A 21,308-nucleotide genomic window follows, 5' to 3' on the forward strand; every position below is an offset into this window, starting at 1 on the left:
GACAATTAAATGTTAAAAATGAGAAATAAGATAATGGTAATAATTATGGCTTTATTGATCATTCCGATTTCAGGATGTAGTAATAATGATAATAACAATAGTTCTTCAGGGGTTAAAGTTAAAGAAATTAGAATAGCAACTCAACCTATACCGAATTACGCACCAGTTTTTGTAGCTAAACAAAAGAAATGGATTGAACAGGATATGGCAAAAGTTGGAGTCAAAGTAAAATGGACATCATTTTTATCGGGTCCACCAGAAAATGAATCATTAGCTTCTGGAAATCAGGACATTGGAATGATGGGAGACTCACCAGCTTTTATAGGAAAATCTGCGGGACAGGATACAAGTATTATTGCATCTAGTTCTATAGGTCCTAAAGCACTAGCTATAATGGTATCTAAAGATTCTAAAATTACTTCGCCAAAACAATTGAAGGGTAAAAAAGTAGCTGTAGTAAAAGGATCATATGCTCATCACCTTTTATACCTTGTTTTAAAAAATAACAATATGACTAGTGATGATGTACAACTTGTAAATATGGACACTAACGGAGATATAAGTTCTGCTATTGCAAGCAAGAGTATTGACGCAGGTGCAGTATGGGAACCTACTATAACGCAAATGGAAGACAAAGGTACAGGAAAAGTTTTGATTGATGGTACGGGAATAAAACTTGGGATATGTATTTATGTAGTTAGAAATGAGTTTGCAAAACAAAATCCAGAATTAGTTAAGATATTTTTGAAGAATATACAAAAAGGAGCTGAATTTGCAAAACAAAATTTAAGTGAAACTACAAAAATTATAAGTAGTGAGGTGAATTTAACACAAAATCAGCTTATTAAAGTTTTACCTAAATATGATTTTAACCCTAATTTAACAGCTGATGATATTACAGAACTTAAAAAGACGGAGAAGTTTATGAAAGGAGCTAATTTAATTACAACTTCAGTAGATGTTGATAAATTTGTAAACAAAGATTATTTAAAAGAAGCAGGAATTAAATAGTATGATTTAAGACTGGTTTCTCCATAGGAAGTTTTTTACTGCAAATTTAATATTTTAGTTGGCTGACTGGAAAACTAGAGGTCAAGTTGAATTTATTATAAAGAGATAATATTTATTCTTTATAACAAAATTGAACTTGACCTTTTATTATTGAATTTATTGTACAGTATTTAGATAATACAAATATGATTTTGTAAAATTTTTACCCAAATATTAAAAAGTATAGGATAAATGGTTTTGAAAAGCAGAGATTAAAAATAAAACTAAAGATTGGATGGTGAAAGTGAATTAAATGTGGAAAGAGCATGATGACATTGTTATAAAAAGGGCATCAAAAAAAGATATATCATTAATACTTCAATTTAGAAAATTTTTGTTTGAGGAAACTGGATTTTTAGATGATTTTTACATAGAAAATATTAAAGAAGAAACTACAAACTTTTATATACAGCAATATAGTAAAAATAAAATGCAACATTTTATTGCTTATAGTTCAGAAGGAAAAGCAATTTGTGTTGCTGGTTCTTTGATAAAAAATGATTTTCCATATTTATTATTTAAACCTGGGTTTTATGGATGGATAGTTGATGTTTATACATTGCCGGAATTCAGAAAAAGGGGATTGGCATCAAGATTACTGAATTTAAATATACAATGGATTAAATCAAAAGGAGCAAATGAAATACAATTGTTGGCATTTAGCAAGGAGGCAATCAGAATATACAGAGATGCAGGTTTTGAGGATGTAAATATAATGAAATTGAAAATATAAATAAAGAGAGAAGGAGAGTGGAATTATGAAGGAAGAAAGGGACAGGAAAAACAAAAGTGAATTAGTTGAAGATGACATAAACTATTTATGGCATGGATTAACCCAATATAAAAAATCTAAGAAATATATACCTAAAATATATACTTATGGAAAAGGAGCTAGAATATTTGATATTGATGGTAAAAGCTATATAGATGGGGTATCAGGACTTTGGTGTGTAAATATTGGATATGGTCAGGAAAAGTTGAGTAAAGCCGCTTATAATCAGATGAATAATCTGCCGTATTATCCTTTGACAGCAAGTCATCTGCCGGCTATAGAACTTTCTAGAAAGATTAATAAGGAGCTTGGATATAAAGCTAAACTGCACTATTCAAATAGTGGATCTGAGGCCAATGAAGTGGCATTTAAAATTGCGCGTCAATATCAAATTCAAAATAACAATCAGCTTAGGTATAAAGTCATTTCAAGATATAGGGCATATCATGGAAATACATTGGGAACATTAAGTGCCAGTGCGCAGGAAGGACGCAAATTTAAATATGAACCTCTGTTGTCAGGGTTTATAAAAATACATCCTCCATATTGTTACAGGTGTCCACATGGCAAAAAATATCCGAATTGTAATTTAGAATGTGCAGAAGAACTTTTACAAGTTATAAATTATGAAGGTGAAGATACTATAGCTGCTTTTATAGGTGAACCAATAATGTCTGGTGGAGGGGTAATTGTACCTCCAAATGAATATTGGAATAGAATTTCAGAAATATGCAGGCAAAAAGGAGTTTTACTCATTTTTGATGAGGTTGTAAGTGGGTTTGGACGTACAGGGAAAATGTTTGGTTTCAAACACTGGAGTATAGAACCTGATATTATAACATTTGCAAAAGGATTGACAAGTGGATATCTTCCATTATCTGCAACTGCTGCTAAAGAGAATATATTTGATAAATTTACAAGTGACGATGATGAAACATCACAACTGAGGCATGTTAATACTTTTGGCGGACATCCTGCATCCTGTGCAGTGGCAATTGAAAATATAAACCTTATAAATGAATTAAATTTAGTAAAAAGAGCTGAAAAAAAAGGTGAGTATTTTATAGATAAATTGAAGGAATTGAGCAATCTGCCCATAGTTGGGGATATAAGATATAAGGGATTGTTTGTAGGAATAGAATTGGTAAAAGATAAAAAATTAAAAGTTCCTTTAGAAGAGAAATATTTGGGAAATTTAATTAAAGAAGCACAGGAGAGGGGTGTTATTGTAGGCAAGAATAGTACCACCGTACCAAATTACAGTAATGTTTTAATACTTGCTCCGCCGCTTGTAATTGAAAAAGGTGAACTGGATATAATAGCAAAAGTTTTAAAAAACTTATTGGAAAAATTATCTGATAAATTAAAAGAGAGGTAAATTTATGTATAAGCGGATCTCAGATAATGAAAAACTGAATGCATCGACTAAAAAAATAGATTTTAAAATGTCGAAATTTATTACTATTGAAAAAATTATTACAATAACTACTGTAACTTTATTGTTAATTATCTGGTACTTGATAACAAAGTTAAAGATATTACCTGAATCCATTATCCCGTCACCCTATAAAGTTATATTGGGATTTAAAGAAATTATTACAGAAGGATATAAGGGAAATACTATTTATAAACATTTTAGTGACAGTATGTTTAGGCTTATGTCGGCATTTATATTAGCAATAATAACAGGAATTCCGATAGGACTGGCAAGTGGGTACAGCAGTAAAATTAGAGCTGTTTTTGAACCCATAGTAAATTTCTTTAGACCACTTCCTCCCCTGGCATATTATGCACTTCTAATAATGTGGCTGGGTATAGGAAATTCATCAAAAGTTATGCTGCTTTATCTGGCAGCATTTCCACCCATATATTTGTCATGCGCATCTGGAGTGAAAGGCATTAGAAAAGATTATATTAATGGAGCATATACTTTAGGTGCAAGTAAAATTCAGACATTTTTACATGTTATACTTCCAACTTGCTTGCCTTCAATATTTACAGGGCTTAGAACTTCTATGGGATTTGCATATACAACATTGGTTGCTGCAGAAATGGTTGCCGCAGTATCTGGCATAGGGTGGATGGTTCTTGATGCCAGTAAATTTTTAAGAAGTGACATAATTTTTGTGGGCATTATAATAATGGGCGTGACGGGAATATTACTTGACAAAATAATTAGGTTAATAGAAATAAAATTTGTTCCATGGGAAGGAAAAGAATAATAATATCTAAAAACGGGAGGAATACTTTATGGAAAAAATTGGAAAATCAATAATAACAACTATCTTGGCAAGTATTCTAGTAGGGAGTTTAGCAGGATGTGGAAATGGTGCAGATAAAACATCCAGTGGGACAAAAGATGATAAAAAGCCTAGTGTTGTCACTATTGGATACCAGCAAATTCCCAATGACGAGATTTTAGCGAAATCAAAGAATTGGTATGAGAAGGAACTGGGAGTTAAGGTCAAATTTGTTCAATTTGATTCAGGGAAAGATGTAAATACCGCAATGACTTCAAAGAGTTTGGATATTGCACTTTTAGGTTCAACTCCAGCATCTATAGGAATATCTCAGAATCTTCCATATGAAGTATTCTGGATTCATGATGTAATAGGAAAAAATGAGGCACTTGTTGCAAAAAATAAGGCCAATATTAATTCAATTAAAGATCTGAAAGGTAAAAAGGTTGCAGTTCCTTTTGGCTCTACAACTCATTATAGTTTGTTAAGTGAATTGAAGGCAGAAAAAGTATCAGCGAATGATGTGACTGTTCTTGATATGCAGCCTCAAGATATTTATGCTGCATGGCAGCGTGGAGAAATAGATGCAGCATATGTATGGGAGCCAACGCTAGCAAAGTTAATAGCTCTGGATGGCAAAGAAATAGTTAATAGTGGAACATTGGCTGAAAAAGGTATTGTTACCGGTGATATTGGTATAGTTAATAAGGAGTTTGCTAAAAAATATCCTAACATAGTGACAAAATATGTAAAACTTCAAATCAAAGCTTATGATTATTTTAAAAGTAATGCTGATGATGCGGCTCAGTCTGTAGCAAAGGAGCTTAATATAAGCAAAGAAGATAGTAAGAATCAAATGAATGAATTAATATGGTTGTCAGCAAAAGAAGAAATATCCGATAAGTATTTAGGGACAAGTTCAAAAAAAGGTGAATTTGCGAAAACTCTTAAAGATACTGCTGACTTTTTAGTTCAACAAAAACAGATACAATCTGCTCCAGAATTATCTGAGTTTGAAAAAGCTATTGACCCTGAATTTATAGAGAGTGCATTAAAAAAATAAGCTGTAATTGATAATTTGGAGGTAAAATATCGTGAAAATCAAGAAAGATAATTATATTATTTCTCTAGAGAATGTCAGTTTAACTTATAAATCCAGTAATACAGAGGTTAATGCTATAGAAGACATAAATGTGCATATAAAAAGTGGAGAATTTATATGCATATTGGGACCATCGGGATGTGGAAAAAGTACCTTACTCAAAATTGTAGCTGGATTTATAAATCCATCAAAAGGTAAGGCGTTGATAGATGGAAATGAAATAAGGGGAGCAGATCATGATAGAGGAGTTGTTTTTCAACAACCTGCGCTATATCCATGGCTTAATGTAGAAAATAATGTTAGGTTTGGCTTGAAAATGAGGAAAATTCCCAGATGGCAAGCTGATGAAAAGACAGATTTTTTTCTTAAAAGAATTGGACTGGATGAATTTAGAAAACTTAAGCCTTATGAATTATCAGGTGGCATGAAACAACGTGTAGCTATAGCTCGTGTACTTGCTAACGATCCAAAAGTATTACTTATGGATGAACCTTTCGGCGCTTTGGACGCATTGACAAGAGAACAGATGCAGAATTTATTAAGACATATATGGAGTGAAAATAAGAAAACTGTTTTATTTATTACTCATGATATTGATGAAGCTCTATATCTTGGTACAAAAGTTATAGTTATGTCTAAAAGACCAGGAAAAATAATTAAACAATTTAACATTGGATTTACTAATTACGAAGGGATAGGAAATCTAAGCGATGTAAAATATAGTGATAAATTCAAAAAATTGCATGGGGACATACTTGATTTGATTACAGATAGATAATTTAATACTAGAGAGGTGTAAAATATAAATGCCAGAAAGAAAAAGAGAATTGACATTAAAAGAAGTTATAGAAAAATATAGTGATGTGTCACCCTTTGCTATAATTAAAGCGGATGTACAGAGAAGAAGTGTGATTTATACTGGTAGGGCAATAAAAGCTGCGGATAAAAATATACATCAGCTCCAATCTAGAGGAATATTTTTTTCAGTAGGTGAAAAAAAAGATTATTTTCCAGTATCTTTACTTCTTAGAGATGGTACATCTATTATAACTGGTCCTCTTCCATCAGCTAAGAATCCATATGTTGTGGATTATATTGATGGCAAATGCTATCTTACAGATGGTGGGAAAATAGTAGAGGAAGTTGAATATTGGCCTAAACCTGATTATTATGAAAAGTTTACAAGCAAGGGGACTCCTATGTGGCATGTAGCAACTTCAAGACCGCAGCGTATAGATATAGATCCATATAGCTATTGCCATTTTTGGGATACAGGAAAAGGTTGTAGGTACTGTAATATAGGGTCAAATTTCAATAAGAACAAAATAGAAAATAACAAGCCGGCAAGACTGGAGCCTCAGGATGTGTATGAGACCGTAAAGGAAGCATTGAAGGAACCTGGAGCTTTAGAAAGTATTTTTTTAACAGCAGGATCTATATTGAGTGGTGAAGAGGTATTTGATGATGAAGTTAATTTATACATAGAAATACTTCAAGCTATAGGAGAAAATTTTAAAACCAAAAAATTTCCCAGTCAGATGATATCTTCAGCATTTAACGAGAAACAATTACAAAAAATATACGAAAATACAGGTAGTATGTCTTATACTTCAGATATTGAAGTGCTTAATGAAGAAAAGTTTAATTGGATTTGTCCTGGTAAAAGTAAACTAATAGGATATAAAGAGTGGAAAAGAAGGATATTTGCTGCGGTGGATATATTCGGAAAAGGAAATGTGGATTCTGGTATTGTAGCAGGTGTTGAGCTTGCTAGACCCTATGGATTTGAAACTGAAGATGAGGCACTTAAAGTAATATTGGAGGAAGCAGAAAAATTTGTTGAGAATGGAGTGAGTATAGTACAGTGTGTCTGGACTCCATATCCTGGTTCCGTATTTCAAAATCAGGAAAATCCTTCTTTGGAGTATTATGTAAAATTATCCAGATCACTTGACAATCTCAGGAAAAAGTATAATTTGAATATTGATATGGATAATTATAGAAGATGTGGTAACCATCCGGATACCGACTTATCAAGAATTATATAAGGGAGGGATTTTAATTGGCGATAAAATTGCAGGATAAAATTATAAAACTAATAAATGATAAGGATACAATAAAAGTTTTATCAACAGTAGATAAGAACAATATACCACATACTACCTTTAAAAGCTTTTTAAAAGTAGATGATTCTGGAAACATAATATATCTAGAATTAATCGAATCGTCGATAACAAACAATAATATGGTGAATAGTATATGGTTTAAGAAAAAAGTTTCAATAACTATAAAATCTAAAAATAATGAGAGTTATCAGATAAAAGGTGTTCCTGTAAAAGCCAAGATAAGTGGAAAAATATTTAAGAAATATTACAAACAAATTTGTTAAAGAAAATATTGAAGATGGAGATTTATCTACAGTATGGGTGATAGAGCCGGAAGAAATAAGAAATGAAACCTATAGTTATAGAAAGAAGCAGGAAGAGGAAAAACATCCACTTTTAATTCATCTGGATAGATTGGCAAAATAAAATTGATGCAATGAAATACAGTGAACAAAAAAACCTCACTTTAATAAAATAGAAATGGTCTTGTCAGCCAAATTTGAAAATCAAAGGAGATTTGCCCTGTTTATTTTGCAATTTTATATTGACAAAAAACTTAAAAGGCTGTATATTATATATAATTTATTTTTTAAAATATGAAATTAAATATAAAACTTCTTATCAAGAGAGACGGAGGGACTGGCCCTATGATGTCCGGCAACCTGAATAAATTTTATATTCAATGGTGCCAATTCCAGCAGGTATACCCTGAAAGATGAGAAACAAGAGGATATAACTTCCTGTGTTTTCTCCACAGGAAGTTTTTTATTGGACTTGATTAGAAAAACCGGAGGTTAAGTTAACATCAAATTTTAGTCATGAAATAACAAAGGCCCATATACTTTTTACCAAAACAGCAAAAAGTATATACTGACAAAATTATTTTGACTTGAAAAAATAACGAGAAAATTGTGAATAAATTATGTATTAAGTTAAAATACTTAGATTCTTATGAGTGTTTTGATAAAATAAAACTTTTTTAAACTAAAGGGGGATTTTTTGTGAAAAAATTTAAGTTTAGCATTTTAATTTCATTGATTGGTATTTTTATACTGGCATTTTTTACAGGTTGTGGGAATCAAAACGCTACAAATACTAAGGAATCATCGAAAAGTGAAAAGTCAGTTGAACTTCTGAATGTTTCTTATGATCCTACAAGAGAATTATATCAAGAGTACAATAAAGCCTTTATTAAATATTGGAAAGAAAAGACTGGCCAGGATGTTACAATAAAACAATCTCATGGTGGATCAGGTAAACAGGGAAGATCAATTATAGAAGGACAGGAAGCAGATGTTGCTACTTTAGCCTTGGCCTACGATATAGATGCAATTCAAGAGGCGGGCCTAATTAATAAAGGATGGCAGAAGAAGTTTGAAGATAACAGTTCTCCTTATACCTCCACTATAGTATTTCTTGTTAGAAAAGGTAATCCTAAACACATAGAAGACTGGGATGACCTTGTAAATGAAGGAATTTCCATAGTAACGCCGAATCCCAAAACATCCGGTGGTGCCAGATGGAACTATCTTGCAGCATGGGGATATGCTTTAAAGCAAAACAATAATAATCAAGACAAGGCAAAAGAATTTGTGAAGAAGTTATATGGAAATGTGGCAGTATTGGATTCAGGTGCAAGAGGTGCTACAACTACTTTTGTTGAAAGAGGAGTTGGGGATGTTCTTATAGCTTGGGAAAATGAAGCTTTCTTATCTGTAAAAGAATTGGGAAAAGATAAGTTTGATATAGTTGTGCCTTCTATGAGCATACTTGCAGAACCACCGGTAGCTGTGGTAGATAAAGTGGTAGATAAAAAAGGTACGAGAAAAGTGGCTGAGGAATATTTAAAATACCTGTATTCAAAAGAAGGACAGGAAATAGCTGCAAAGAATTACTATCGTCCTAGAGACAAGGAGATTGCCAAGAAATATGAAAATCAATTTCCAAAAATCAATTTATTTACAATAGATGATGTATTCGGCGGATGGACAAAAGCTCAGAAAACTCATTTTGAAGATGGGGGAACATTTGATCAGATATATCAGCCTAAACAGTAATACTATATATGGTAAAATAACTTCTAGGATTTTCAAATCTTAGAAGTTATTATATAATGCTAATACTATAGTATCTACATATAATGTATATGTTATAGCGATTTGCAATACAGGAAGGAGGCATAAAATGGCTAAAAAGACAAGAGTTATCCCGGGTTTTAATATATCTATGGGAGTGGCTATTTTATATTTGAGTTTAATAGTTTTAATTCCGCTTAGCACAATATTGATTCAAACATCTAAAATGGGATTTGATGATTTCATAAGAACTGTAACAAATCCAAGGGTAATAGCATCATATAAGATAAGTTTTGGATGTGCATTTATAGCAGCTGGCATAAATGCTGTTTTTGGATTGATTATTTCCTGGGCACTTGTAAGATATGATTTTCGTTTTAAAAGATTTCTGGATGGATGTATAGATTTGCCCTTTGCTCTTCCTACAGCTGTTGCAGGCATTTCACTTACAACACTTTATTCAAAAAATGGATGGATTGGCTCTATATTGGATAAATTTGGTATACAGGGATCCTTTTCCACATTTGGAATTACTGTAGCATTGGTATTCATAGGCATACCCTTTGTTGTACGTACAGTGCAGCCAGTTTTAGAAGATTTAGATGTCAGTATAGAGGAGGCAGCTTCTATTCTAGGCGCATCTAGAATACAAATTTTTTTCAAGGTAATATTTCCGCAACTCATTGCTCCTCTTTTAACTGGATTTTCACTTGCTTTTGCAAGAGGCATAGGGGAATATGGATCTGTGGTATTCATAGCTGGAAATAAGCCCATGAAAACTGAAATAGCTCCCCTTTTAATAATGACCAAGCTTGAACAGTTTGATTATTCGGGAGCAACAGCCATAGCTTTGGTTATGCTTGTATTTTCATTTTTTATGTTGTTTATTATAAATTTAATTCAATGGAGAGCCAACAAGTATGCATAGGGGTGAGAAAATTGAAAAAGAGATACTATACTAAATCTAGTATAATTAAGTATTTACTCATAGCAATAACAATAATATTTTTATTTATAATGCTGGGGATGCCACTGATACTTATATTTATAGAAGCCTTTAAAAAAGGTAAAGATGCATATATGATGGCTATTACGGAGGAAAATACTATTTCAGCTGTAAAACTTACTTTAATAGCTTCCAGCCTGGCGGTTATTTTAAATACTGTATTCGGCACAATAATGGCCTTTGTTGCAACAAAATTTAAATTTCGAGGCAGGAATTTCTTAATTACACTTATTGATCTTCCATTTGCTATTTCGCCGGTTATAGCTGGATTGATATATGTACTGACTTTTGGAAGAGGTGGTTTATTTTATAATTTTCTATTTCAACATGATATAAAAATAGTTTTTGCACTGCCCGGTATAGTACTGGCTACGATATTTGTAACTTTTCCTTTTGTGGCTAGGGAAATAATACCTCTGATGATTACTCAGGGAACTGATGAGGAAGAAGCGGCAGCCTCCATGGGGGCAAATTTGTGGACAATATTCACAAAAATAACACTGCCTAATATAAAATGGGGACTTCTGTATGGAATAGTACTGTGCAGTGCCCGTGCCATAGGTGAATTTGGAGCTGTTTCCGTAGTTTCCGGACATATAAGAGGAGAAACTAACACTTTGCCACTGCATGTAGAAATATTATATAATGAATATCAATTTTCTGCATCTTTTGCAGTATCATCAATTTTAGTATTTATAGCTATTGTAATTTTAATTTTAAGGAATATTATTGAGTGGAAAGTGAAAAAAGAGGTGAAATAATATGTATGTTGAAGTCAGGAACCTTAATAAAAAATTTGGAAGTTATAAAGCGTCGAAGAATATATCCTTTGGGATAGAACGAGGAAAGTTGATAGGACTGCTTGGGCCAAGTGGAAGCGGAAAAACTACAATACTTCGTATAATCGCAGGGCTTGAGACTGCTGATAGTGGAGAAATTTATATCGATGGAAAGTTAGTTAATGATATATCCCCAGGAAAAAGGGGAATAGGGTTTGTTTTTCAAAATTATGCTCTTTTTAAAAATATGACGGTATATCAGAATATAGCATTTGGACTTTCTATTAAGAAGGAAGATAAGAAATATATAAAACAAAGAGTTACAGAATTAATAGAACTTATTGGACTTAAAGGTTTGGAAAAAAGATATCCAAGTCAGTTGTCAGGAGGCCAGAAACAAAGAGTTGCTTTTGCAAGGGCCATTGCTCCAAAACCGCAGCTGCTCCTTCTTGATGAACCTTTTGCTGCTATTGATGCAAAAGTAAGAAAAGAACTTAGAACCTGGCTCAAACAGATGATACACAAATTAGGAATAACAAGTATATTTGTAACCCATGATCAAGAAGAAGCGGTGGAAGTGGCAGATGAAATTATAATAACTAATTTGGGAAGTATTGAGCAAATAAGCAGTGCGGTTGAAATATATAAAAATCCCAAAACTGCTTTTGTAGCAACATTTGTTGGTGAATCAACTATTATTAAGGATTTTAGTGAATTTAAAGCATTTAAGCGACTTCCATCGGGAGCAAAAGCTATTATAAGACCTGAATTTGTTGAAATTGGAAGAAAGGGGGAAATACAATCTGAGCTTGCCTGTGACAAAGGTACTATTACAGATATTTCTTTTGCAGGTTCCAATTGGGTAGTAACTGTTAAAATAGGAAATACTGAAATTTCAGGAGTTTATTCGTTGGAAAAGGACAATCTCAATTTAGGCGAAGAAGTAATTGTTCTTGTGCACAGATTATATTTATTTAATGATGATAATAAAGTAGAAATTATTGAAAACAATTTGAAATCTGATACTACATCTGCATATATATAAAATATTTTTTTGCAAAGCAGGGGTATGAGTAAATAAACTATAAAGATAACTTAATTCATCAATGGTGAAAAGTTTGAGAATAATGGAGGGATTTTTATTGAGTGTGAAATCAACTAACATATCATGGCATAGAGCATTGGTAAATAGAGAGATGAGAGAAAAACTGCTTGGGCAAAATGGAATTCTTATATGGTTTACTGGTCTTTCTGGATCTGGAAAATCCACCATAGCTTCTGAACTTGAAATGAGATTATATAATATGGGAAGGCTCACTTATCTTTTGGATGGTGATAATGTAAGGCATGGTTTAAATTCCAATCTTGGATTTACCAAAGAAGACAGAATTGAAAATATAAGAAGGATAGCAGAGGTATGTAAACTGTTTGTAGATTCTGGGATTATTACAATTTCAACTTTTATATCTCCATTTAAAGATGATAGAGACAAGGTCAGGAAATTACTTGGGAAAGATTTTGTAGAGGTATATGTTGATTGTCCTCTTGAAGTTTGTGAAAGCAGAGATCCAAAGGGAATATACAAAAAGGCTAGAAATGGTAAAATAAAGGATTTTACAGGTGTGGATTCTCCCTATGAGGTACCTGATAATCCTGAGATTGTTGTATCTACCAATTTGGATACTGTTCAGCAATGTGTAAATAAAATATTGGACTTTTTGTCTTGTAAGGTACAGGAGTGATTAAATGGAATTTGTGGTTAAAGAACTGCATACTGATGTATTGATAATAGGTGGAGGTACGGCAGGCTGTTTTGCAGCGTTTAGAATAGCTAAGAAGTCTCCGGAAACAAGTGTCCTTATTGTGGAGAAGGCAAATATAAAAAGAAGTGGATGCCTTGCAGGTGGGATTAATGCTTTAAATGCCTATATAAATGAAGGTGAGACCCCTGAGTCTTTTGTAGATTATGTGAAAGAAGAATTTAATGGAGTCGTAAGAGAGGATTTGGTATATACTATAGCAAAAAGACTCAATAGTGTGACCCGTGAGATGGAGAATATGGGACTTCCTATTTTAAAGGATTCAAAAGGAGAATATGTAAAGAGAGGCAGGAGAAGTATAAAGATAAATGGAGAAAATATTAAACCTATACTTTCAAATGCAGTGGAAAGTCAAAACAGCGTACATGTGCTGAATGGAGTAAATATTATAGATTATATACAGAAAGAGCAAAAAATTATAGGTGCCTATGGATTTTCCATTCACCACAAAGAATTCTATGTAATCCATGCAAAAGCAGTAATATGTGCAACAGGAGGGGCATCAGGCATATATAAACCTAATAACCCTGGATTTTCAAAACACAAGATGTGGTATTCGCCTTTCAATACTGGAGCTGGGTACGCAATGGGAATAAGAGCAGGGGCTGAAATGACAACTTTTGAGATGAGATTTGTTGCATTGAGGTGCAAAGATACTATAGCACCTACAGGAACTATAGCTCAGGGAATAGGAGCTTATCAGGTGAATGGCAAAGGTGAAAAATATGTGGGAAATTACGGGAAACCTACAACTATAAATAGACTTTATGCTACTGTAATGGAAAACAAAAAAGGTAATGGGCCATGTTTTTTAAAGATTAATCATATTACCAAGACTCAGGAAGGCGATTTGATAAGAGCTTATCTGAATATGGCACCGTCCCAGGCACTAAAATGGATAAGCAAAGATGGAATTCCACAAGTGGAAGATGTGGAAATCGAGGGAACTGAACCATATTTGGTGGGAGGTCATGGTGGCAGTGGATACTGGGTGGATACAAAAAGAGCCACAACTTTGACAGGGCTTTATTGTGCAGGTGATGTAAGTGGAGGAAGTCCAAAAAAATATGCAACAGGGTGTTTTGCGGAAGGTGAGATTGCAGCAGATTCAGTGCTGAATTATATTAAAAACGTAAATATTGAGTATATAGATAAAGAAAGTATAAAGAACAAACTGAGTGAAGTAAATGGATTCTTTGAAAATAAACAAAATATTTATAGTGTTTATGAGTTGGAAGAAGCTATGCAGAAAACTATGGATGAATATGCAGGAGGCATATCGCAAAACTATAGCTATAATATAGAAAAATTATGCAGGGCTGAAAACAGGATAGAGGAGCTGCTTGAGATGAGCAGAGGACTAAAAGCCGAGAATTTCCATGAACTATTATTTATATATGAATTAATTGACAGATTGTATATATGCAGGGTTGTTATAGCCCATTTAAAGGCAAGACGTGAAACAAGGTGGAAATGTTATCAGCAAAATAACAATTTTCCTTTTAGAGATGACAAAAATTGGGTAAAATATGTTAATTCTGTGTACAAGAAAGGAAAGGTGTATATTATATTTAGAAATATAGTAGAAAGGGATAAAATATATGAGCATAAAAATTGATAGTGAAAGTTGTATTGGATGCCTTAAATGTAAAAATGTCTGTCCTGGAAATCTTATATATGCAGATGATCATGGGAAAGCATATTTAAAATATGAAAGTGACTGCTGGGGATGTACAGCTTGTGTTAAAGAATGTGCAAATGGTTCAATTAAGTATTATTTAGGAGCAGACATAGGTGGCAATGGTTCCTATTTGTATGTTAGTAAAAATGGAGATGAATTAAAATGGCATTTAATAAATGATGATAATGTTGGAATTACAATAGTCACCAATAGAAAAGAGTCAAATAGATATTAGAAAGAGGGAAATAGTAAATGAATCATTTAGATAGATTGGAAGCAGAAAGTATCTATATTTTTAGAGAGGCTTATAAAAAACTTGGGAAGCTTGGAATGTTGTGGTCCATAGGCAAGGATTCCACAGTAATGCTGTGGTTAGCTCAAAAAGCATTTTTTGGGAATTGTCCATTTCCACTTATACATGTGGATACCACATTAAAAATTCCAGAGATGATAGAATTCAGAGATAGGATAGCAAAAGAATATAATTTAAATTTAATAGTACACACAAATACTAAAGCCTTAGAAGAGGGCATTGGACCGGAAAAGGGAAGACTTGTTTGCTGCAGGGCACTAAAGACAGATGGACTTCAACAGGTAATAGACAAACATAAATTTGAAGGGCTTATTGTAGGTATTAGAAGAGATGAAGAAGGTTCACGTTCCAAAGAAAGAGTATTTAGTGAGAGAAATGCAGAGTCCAAGTGGGATTACACAGATCAACCTCCTGAACTTTGGGATCAGTTTAAAACTGATTTTAAAAAGGGTAACCATATAAGAGTACATCCTATTATAAACTGGACTGAATTGGATATATGGGAATATGTGAAGAGAGAGAATATTCCAGTGGTGGATCTTTATTTTGCAAAGAATGGTAAAAGATATAGAAGCCTTGGATGTGCACCTTGTACAAATCCTATTGATTCCAATGCGTCAAGTTTAGATGAAATAATAGAAGAACTTAAAAATACCAATGAGACAGAAAGATCCGGAAGGGCACAGGACAAGGCAGATGCCCATGCTCTTGAAAAATTAAGAAAAGAAGGATATATGTAGACAATTCACAGTTCACAATTGATATTAAATGGAATTATGAATTGAATAAAATAGGGGGTATTTAAATGGCAAGAGACAGAGAAAATTTAAATATAGTAGTGGTTGGACATGTAGATCACGGTAAATCAACTCTAATAGGCAGATTGCTCTATGATACTAATTCACTGCCTGAAGGTGAAATTGAAAAAGTAAAAAAGATATCTGAAGATAATGGAAAAAAGTTTGAGTATGCATATTTGCTAGATGCCTTTGAGGAAGAACAAAAGCAGGGTATAACCATAGATATAACCATGCTTCAATTTTTCACACAAAAAAGAGACTATGTAATTATAGATGCACCGGGACATAAAGAATTCTTAAAGAATATGATATCAGGAGCTGCCAGTGCAGAGGCAGCTATTTTGGTCGTAGATGCCAAAGAAGGTGTTATGGAGCAGTCAAAAAGACATGGGTATATACTTTCGCTTATTGGTATAAAAAAGGTATTTGTAGTTATAAATAAAATGGATCTGGTAGATTATTCGGAAAAGAGATTTAATGAGGTTCAAGTGGAATTCAATGAATTTTTAAATAATATAAATATCTATCCAGAAAGGTATATACCTATTTCAGCTTCAAAGGGTGAGAATATAGCTAAAAAATCGGATAAAATGCCTTGGTATAATGGCCAAACTGTTTTAGAGAGTATGGATAATATAGAAAAAGATAGGGGAATTGAAGAAAAAGATCTAAGATTTCCTATTCAGGATGTATATAAATTTGACAACAGAAGAATTATAGCAGGTAGAATTCAGTCTGGTACTTTGAAAAAAGGGGATGAAATTATAATTTATCCCTCAGGAAAAAGTACAAGAGTAAAGTCTATTGAGGCATGGCAGGAAAAAGATAAGTCAGATGTAGCAGTTGCAGGTATGTCTGTAGGTATTACTCTAGAAGATGAATTTTACAATAAAAGGGGGGAAGTTATATGTCACAAAGGTTCTCCAATTACCGTAGGAAATGTGTTCAATGCCAATGTATTCTGGCTTGGAAATAATAAATTGGTAAAGGATAAGACCTATAAACTTAAAATTGAAACTCAGGAGGTAAAATTCAATATAATATCTGTAAACAAAATAATTGATGCATCTACATTAAATAGCAGTGAAAATCTAAATTTTCTAAAGAAAAATGATGTAGCAGAAGTTACTATAAAAACGGAAGAACCTATATGTTTTGATGAATTCAGTCAGTTTCAATCTACAGGAAGATTTGTTATAGTAGATGGCTACGATATAAGCGGTGGAGGAATTATTTCAAATATAGAAGATTCGTTGAAAAGGGAAATAAAAGATGTAAAAAGTAAAAATATATCCATAAGAAAAAGACTTGTATCAAGAAAAGATAGAGAGTTGAAACTGGGCCAGAAAGGAAGAGTTATTTGGCTTACAGGGCTGCCTGGATGTGGAAAAAATGAAATAGCAGTTAAACTTGAGAAAAAACTTGTGGATTTAGGGAAAAAAGTATACTATCTTGATTCTTCCCATCTAAGGTTTGGACTCAGCTCCGATCTTACATTTAATTCAGAAGATGCCCATGAACAGACTAGAAGAATTGCAGAAGTGGCTAATTTATTTGCAGATAGCGGCACCATAACCATAGTTACATCTGTAAGCAGATTTAAAGGGGATAGAGAATATGCAAAAAATATAATTGGAGCGGAGAATTATGTAGAAATATTCATAGATGCGCCTAAAGAAGTATATAAAAAGAGAAATCCAACTGTTTTTAGTGAAGATAGTGATAATATATTTAAGTATGAAAGGGCTGATTATCCAGTTATAATGCTCTATATAGATAATCCAGAATTTAATTCGGATGTAAAAGTTAAAGATATTATAAAAACACTTGGCTATTGATAAAATATAGTATTAAAAATCAATTTTGAATCCTGTAAAGTTGTTGACAAATTATAGTCATAATGTATATAATTTATTGTAATAAAAAATGAATACATATTATATACGCTCTTATCACGAGAGGTGGAGGGACTGGCCCTATGAAACCCGGCAACAGCTAGACATTCTAGAAATGTGCTAAATCCTGAAGGAAATTTCCTTAGAGATGAGAGGATGCTATATTTTTGGCCTCTTCTTAATTATTAAGAAGAGGTTTTTGTATTTCAATTTTGTTTTTAGGAGGTTTTAAATATGAAAGGTAAAAGGATAGGCCTTATATTTGGAGTAAGTTCGGTATTTTTAACACTATTAGTTTTTATTGTTTCTAGTATTATTGGAGGAAAGGGTATTATATTAAATAATATTGTATGGGTCTTATTAATTGTAATTTTAGTTACGGCTGTTCTTATAATATTAAATTTCACTCTTAAATCCTTGGAAGATATTAGCGGGTCTATAGAAGAGATATCCCGGGGAGATTTAACAAAAAAAATAAAAATATATGATAAAAGTATTTTTAGTGATCTGTGTTCAAGTATAAATATATTGATTCTAAGTATACGGGGATTTATAAATGAAACCAATATAATGACTGATAAAGTTGTAAATTACTGCGAAGATTTAAGCTCAAATGCATTATTGGTAGAGAGATCAGGTGAAGAAACCAGTTCTGCTATAAATAATATATCCCAGGATATGATAGAACAGATGAATGATGCAATTAAAACGGAAACACTTATTAAAGAATTTGTGGAAGGACATAAATCCATATCACAAAATGGAGAATTGGTTGCAAATAATGCTCATTCTATGATGGAAGTAGTAAAACACAGTAGTGAAACTTATGAAGAATTAATTGAAAAGATGAACCAGTCTTCAGATTTAAATATAGACTTAGTATCAAAAGTAAAAAATTTATATGAAAAAGCTTTTAAAATTCAAAATATAGCAGATGCAGTAAATGATATAAGTAAAAATACTAATTTGCTTTCCTTAAATGCTTCTATAGAAGCTGCAAAGGCAAAAGAAAGTGGTTCAGGTTTTGCAGTAGTGGCAAATGAAATAAGAAAACTGGCTGCTATATCCTCCAATCAGGCCAAAGAAATTCAGTATATAATAGATGAGATTAAATCAGAAATAACGGACATATCTGCTAACATGGATAATGAAGCTAAAATATTTAGTGAAACCATAACATTTTCCAATGCTACAAAAGAAAATTTAGATAATATATATATAGAAAGTAAAAAATCTATAGATTCCATAGAAGATATAAATAAAGTTATAAATATACAAAATAAAAAAGTAATTGATACAAGAGATCTTATGAGAAAGGTATGTGAAATATCAGAAAATACTTCTGAAGCTACCCAGCAAGTAGCGTCAGCTTCCCAAGAACAGTTATCTGCTATGAAAAATGCCTTTGATTCTATATCGAATTTGTCAGATATGAATAAAAACTTAAAAGAGGGCATATCCTCTTTTGCTAAAGATTATAATGTAGATGAGGAAGTGTATAAGAATATAGAAACAGGATTAGAGGTACTTAGGCAGATAGCACAAATTGAAGGTTTAAGTACCATGGATTATAATATTTGTACTGAAATATTAACAAAAAATATAAATAAATACCCTTATTTTGAATTATTTGGATTGGTACAGAGGGATGGGCTTAGAAAAGCTATAACATTGGATTATAGTGAGGAAGAGATATATACTAGTTTTTCCCACAGACCCTATTTTAAAGAATCAATAAAAGGAAAGGAATATCAATCTGAGCCCTATATATCTGTAGATACCAATAATTATTGTATAGCTCTTTCAGTTCCAGTTAGAAATAAAGAAAGTGAAATTACAGGAGTATTAATGGGAGATTTGATATTAGGATAATCAAGTAATTCTAAGATTCAGGTGGAAAAAACTTCCCCTGAATATAGAATCACTTATTTAGGAATATAGCAAAAATTTGCAGTTAATTAAAATATTTATGGACTATTTTTTCTGCGGTACGTGTTGCCAGAGCCTGTGTTGTAAGAGTAGGATTAGCTCCTCCTAAGCTGTTATATAGTACACTGTTGTCTGCAATAAATAGTCTTTTTACCTGTTTTGCTTCGCAATTTGTATCAGTAACATATCCCATACGCATAGTGCTCTGCATATGAACCAATAGGCCAGAGGTACAGTCTGTACGTATGATTTTACTAGCTCCTGCTTTTTTTAGTATATCCGCTGCAATTGCTGCAAGTTTATCTCTTTTTTGCATATCATTTTTGGAGGGAATATATTTAATTACAGGTACAAAACCATTTTCATCCTTTATGAGATTATCCGGTGTAACAGTATTTTTACTATTTGGGGTATCGTCAGTAAATAGTAAAATACTTAAAGTCTGTGGATATGACATCATAATTTCTTTAAGTTCCTGACCTACTACTCTTCCTCTAATATCCCAGGGTTCTTTAGAAGCAGGTTTATGTAAAAAATTGTAGCCATATCTGCTTAGGGAATAGGATAGTGTAGAATATATTCCAGGACTTACACCTAGTCCCTGGAGTGATCCAAGGCCTGGATAGTCAAATCTGGCTGCCGAATTTTGGCCCACATAGGGTCGTACATCAGGGGTACCTAATATATTCATTAAAACTTTTTCCTCAAATATTCCAGATATACAGTCAAACCAATGATTTGTCAATCCTTTTCCCACCCAGGGGTTATGTGGGAGTTTTGAATTTAACCATAATCTGGGGGATTCTATAGGACCTGCGGACATTACTATAACTTTTGCTTTAAGTTCCCCATTTTCTCCTGTCCATGTGTCCTTATATTTAATGCCTATAGATTTTAAGTTTCCCGTACTATCCTTTCTTGTTAAAACTTTTGTAACAAATGTATTAGGTCTGATTTCTACATTATTGGTTTTTAAGGCTAAAGGAATATAACTGATTAGTGTAGAACGTTTTGCTACTCTTTCTACTGAAGGACCTATGCTGCATCCATTCATACAATGGCCGCAAAGAGTACAGCCTTCTGTACTATATTCAAATTTAAAATCTAAATTATTTATATCAGGATCAGGGGGTAAGATTGCATTAGGCTGAGTTCTATATCCTGGATTTGTTATATCAGGAGTTTTTAAAATTGGCCATCCAGCTTTCTTAGCACCATAAAAAAATAACTCTTCCTTATCTGTCATTGGGGCCTGAGAAACAGGAAGTGTAGATTCAACTTTTTCGTAGTATGGAATTAGTTCCTTATAAGAAATCGGCCATGTATCATTTACGGATGAAGGAAAAGCTCTGGGGGAATTTCCCAAATAAAGCAGTGTAGTGCCGCCTATGCTGGAACTTTGCCAGGCAAAGCCTCCTTGAGGAAGCCTTCTAAACCAGGCAGGTTTTCGCCTATCTGCAGGTCCCCAGCGAAATCTGCCAATTACATTATCGTTTGTATCTCCTTCATAATCTGTAAAACATCTATGTAAAATTTCATCACTTAAGTCTTCAGTATCAGCAGAGCTTACAGCTCCTTGTTCCTGCAGTGGATTGGGCCATTTCTTGTTTCCATACCATGTTCCTGCTTCAAGCAATAAAACTTTTATGCCCTTTTCACCAAGTTCTTTGGCAACTACCGGACCTCCTCCTCCCGCGCCTATAACTATTACATCAGCATCTTTTTCCATAAAATACACCTC

20 protein-coding genes and 2 riboswitches are annotated in these 21,308 nt (G+C 32.8%); of the genes, 19 read left to right on the forward strand and 1 reads right to left on the reverse strand.

Annotated elements, in window-relative coordinates:
• Positions 1–9: 9 nt before the first annotated feature.
• The 19 genes from AB3K27_RS09180 (at position 10) to AB3K27_RS09270 (ending at position 19,510) form a co-directional block, all read left to right on the forward strand.
• Positions 10–1,011 (forward strand): aliphatic sulfonate ABC transporter substrate-binding protein, encoded by a 1,002-nt coding sequence (locus AB3K27_RS09180; protein ID WP_368490887.1) that lies wholly within the window; start codon positions 10–12, stop codon positions 1,009–1,011.
• 292 nt (positions 1,012–1,303) lie between these two features.
• Positions 1,304–1,783, forward strand: coding sequence for a GNAT family N-acetyltransferase (locus AB3K27_RS09185; protein ID WP_368490888.1), 480 nt, complete (start codon positions 1,304–1,306; stop codon positions 1,781–1,783).
• Between the two features lie 25 nt (positions 1,784–1,808).
• Positions 1,809–3,200 (forward strand): aminotransferase, encoded by a 1,392-nt coding sequence (locus tag AB3K27_RS09190; RefSeq protein ID WP_368490889.1) that lies wholly within the window; start codon positions 1,809–1,811, stop codon positions 3,198–3,200.
• Positions 3,201–3,204: 4 nt separating this feature from the next.
• A complete protein-coding gene (locus tag AB3K27_RS09195) occupies positions 3,205–4,044 on the forward strand; it encodes an ABC transporter permease (protein WP_368490890.1) in 840 nt (279 codons plus the stop codon).
• Between the two features lie 28 nt (positions 4,045–4,072).
• Positions 4,073–5,125: an aliphatic sulfonate ABC transporter substrate-binding protein gene (locus AB3K27_RS09200; RefSeq protein WP_368490891.1), complete on the forward strand. Its 1,053-nt coding sequence runs from the start codon at positions 4,073–4,075 to the stop codon at positions 5,123–5,125.
• Positions 5,126–5,156: 31 nt separating this feature from the next.
• Positions 5,157–5,942 (forward strand): ABC transporter ATP-binding protein, encoded by a 786-nt coding sequence (locus AB3K27_RS09205; RefSeq protein WP_368490892.1) that lies wholly within the window; start codon positions 5,157–5,159, stop codon positions 5,940–5,942.
• 28 nt (positions 5,943–5,970) lie between these two features.
• Entirely contained in the window at positions 5,971–7,212 is a 1,242-nt protein-coding gene (locus AB3K27_RS09210; RefSeq protein WP_368490893.1) for a radical SAM protein, read from the forward strand.
• 14 nt (positions 7,213–7,226) lie between these two features.
• Positions 7,227–7,553 carry a hypothetical protein gene (locus AB3K27_RS09215; protein WP_368490894.1) on the forward strand — a complete coding sequence of 109 codons (327 nt, stop codon included), beginning with the start codon at positions 7,227–7,229 and terminating at the stop codon, positions 7,551–7,553.
• A complete protein-coding gene (locus tag AB3K27_RS09220) occupies positions 7,513–7,695 on the forward strand; it encodes a hypothetical protein (protein ID WP_368490895.1) in 183 nt (60 codons plus the stop codon). Before AB3K27_RS09215 ends, AB3K27_RS09220 begins: the two co-directional genes overlap by 41 nt.
• A 189-nt stretch (positions 7,696–7,884) precedes the next feature.
• Positions 7,885–7,991: riboswitch (SAM riboswitch) on the forward strand.
• A gap of 279 nt (positions 7,992–8,270) precedes the next feature.
• A complete protein-coding gene (locus tag AB3K27_RS09225; protein WP_368490896.1) occupies positions 8,271–9,326 on the forward strand; it encodes a sulfate ABC transporter substrate-binding protein in 1,056 nt (351 codons plus the stop codon).
• A 127-nt stretch (positions 9,327–9,453) separates the two neighbouring features.
• Positions 9,454–10,272 carry a sulfate ABC transporter permease subunit CysT gene (gene cysT / locus AB3K27_RS09230; protein ID WP_368490897.1) on the forward strand — a complete coding sequence of 273 codons (819 nt, stop codon included), beginning with the start codon at positions 9,454–9,456 and terminating at the stop codon, positions 10,270–10,272.
• Positions 10,273–10,283: 11 nt separating this feature from the next.
• Positions 10,284–11,111 carry a sulfate ABC transporter permease subunit CysW gene (cysW, locus tag AB3K27_RS09235; RefSeq protein WP_368490898.1) on the forward strand — a complete coding sequence of 276 codons (828 nt, stop codon included), beginning with the start codon at positions 10,284–10,286 and terminating at the stop codon, positions 11,109–11,111.
• Between the two features lies 1 nt (position 11,112).
• Positions 11,113–12,174, forward strand: a complete 1,062-nt coding sequence (locus AB3K27_RS09240; protein WP_368490899.1) for a sulfate/molybdate ABC transporter ATP-binding protein — start codon at positions 11,113–11,115, stop codon at positions 12,172–12,174.
• A gap of 82 nt (positions 12,175–12,256) precedes the next feature.
• The gene (cysC, locus tag AB3K27_RS09245; protein ID WP_368490900.1) at positions 12,257–12,871 is read left to right on the forward strand and encodes an adenylyl-sulfate kinase; all 615 of its coding nucleotides are present in this window, start codon (positions 12,257–12,259) and stop codon (positions 12,869–12,871) included.
• 4 nt (positions 12,872–12,875) lie between these two features.
• Positions 12,876–14,567, forward strand: a complete 1,692-nt coding sequence (locus AB3K27_RS09250) for an adenylyl-sulfate reductase subunit alpha (RefSeq protein ID WP_368490901.1) — start codon at positions 12,876–12,878, stop codon at positions 14,565–14,567.
• A complete protein-coding gene (locus AB3K27_RS09255; protein ID WP_368490902.1) occupies positions 14,551–14,865 on the forward strand; it encodes a ferredoxin family protein in 315 nt (104 codons plus the stop codon). Before AB3K27_RS09250 ends, AB3K27_RS09255 begins: the two co-directional genes overlap by 17 nt.
• Before the next feature lie 17 nt (positions 14,866–14,882).
• Positions 14,883–15,683 carry a sulfate adenylyltransferase subunit CysD gene (gene cysD / locus AB3K27_RS09260; protein ID WP_368490903.1) on the forward strand — a complete coding sequence of 267 codons (801 nt, stop codon included), beginning with the start codon at positions 14,883–14,885 and terminating at the stop codon, positions 15,681–15,683.
• 65 nt (positions 15,684–15,748) lie between these two features.
• Positions 15,749–17,581, forward strand: a complete 1,833-nt coding sequence (locus AB3K27_RS09265; RefSeq protein WP_368490904.1) for a GTP-binding protein — start codon at positions 15,749–15,751, stop codon at positions 17,579–17,581.
• Positions 17,582–17,689: 108 nt separating this feature from the next.
• A riboswitch (SAM riboswitch) is annotated at positions 17,690–17,793 on the forward strand.
• Between the two features lie 79 nt (positions 17,794–17,872).
• Positions 17,873–19,510 (forward strand): methyl-accepting chemotaxis protein, encoded by a 1,638-nt coding sequence (locus AB3K27_RS09270; RefSeq protein WP_368490905.1) that lies wholly within the window; start codon positions 17,873–17,875, stop codon positions 19,508–19,510.
• A gap of 82 nt (positions 19,511–19,592) precedes the next feature.
• On the opposite strand, the gene AB3K27_RS09275 is transcribed toward AB3K27_RS09270, so the two are convergent.
• The gene (locus AB3K27_RS09275; protein ID WP_368490906.1) at positions 19,593–21,296 is read right to left on the reverse strand and encodes a GMC family oxidoreductase N-terminal domain-containing protein; all 1,704 of its coding nucleotides are present in this window, start codon (positions 21,294–21,296) and stop codon (positions 19,593–19,595) included.
• Positions 21,297–21,308 lie beyond the last annotated feature (12 nt).

This window comes from Clostridium sp. BJN0013 (assembly GCF_040939125.1).
GTDB lineage: Bacteria > Bacillota > Clostridia > Clostridiales > Clostridiaceae > Clostridium_B.

Coding starts and splice junctions, on each gene's coding strand:
- cysC (WP_368490900.1), top strand. CDS start 12,257: ATGGAGGGATTTTTATTGAGTGTGAAATCAACTAACATATCATGGCAT.
- cysD (WP_368490903.1), top strand. CDS start 14,883: ATGAATCATTTAGATAGATTGGAAGCAGAAAGTATCTATATTTTTAGA.
- AB3K27_RS09185 (WP_368490888.1), top strand. CDS start 1,304: ATGTGGAAAGAGCATGATGACATTGTTATAAAAAGGGCATCAAAAAAA.
- AB3K27_RS09240 (WP_368490899.1), top strand. CDS start 11,113: ATGTATGTTGAAGTCAGGAACCTTAATAAAAAATTTGGAAGTTATAAA.
- AB3K27_RS09250 (WP_368490901.1), top strand. CDS start 12,876: ATGGAATTTGTGGTTAAAGAACTGCATACTGATGTATTGATAATAGGT.
- AB3K27_RS09265 (WP_368490904.1), top strand. CDS start 15,749: ATGGCAAGAGACAGAGAAAATTTAAATATAGTAGTGGTTGGACATGTA.
- AB3K27_RS09255 (WP_368490902.1), top strand. CDS start 14,551: ATGAGCATAAAAATTGATAGTGAAAGTTGTATTGGATGCCTTAAATGT.
- AB3K27_RS09210 (WP_368490893.1), top strand. CDS start 5,971: ATGCCAGAAAGAAAAAGAGAATTGACATTAAAAGAAGTTATAGAAAAA.
- AB3K27_RS09275 (WP_368490906.1), bottom strand. CDS start 21,296: ATGGAAAAAGATGCTGATGTAATAGTTATAGGCGCGGGAGGAGGAGGT.
- AB3K27_RS09195 (WP_368490890.1), top strand. CDS start 3,205: ATGTATAAGCGGATCTCAGATAATGAAAAACTGAATGCATCGACTAAA.
- AB3K27_RS09190 (WP_368490889.1), top strand. CDS start 1,809: ATGAAGGAAGAAAGGGACAGGAAAAACAAAAGTGAATTAGTTGAAGAT.
- AB3K27_RS09270 (WP_368490905.1), top strand. CDS start 17,873: ATGAAAGGTAAAAGGATAGGCCTTATATTTGGAGTAAGTTCGGTATTT.
- AB3K27_RS09200 (WP_368490891.1), top strand. CDS start 4,073: ATGGAAAAAATTGGAAAATCAATAATAACAACTATCTTGGCAAGTATT.
- cysT (WP_368490897.1), top strand. CDS start 9,454: ATGGCTAAAAAGACAAGAGTTATCCCGGGTTTTAATATATCTATGGGA.
- AB3K27_RS09180 (WP_368490887.1), top strand. CDS start 10: ATGTTAAAAATGAGAAATAAGATAATGGTAATAATTATGGCTTTATTG.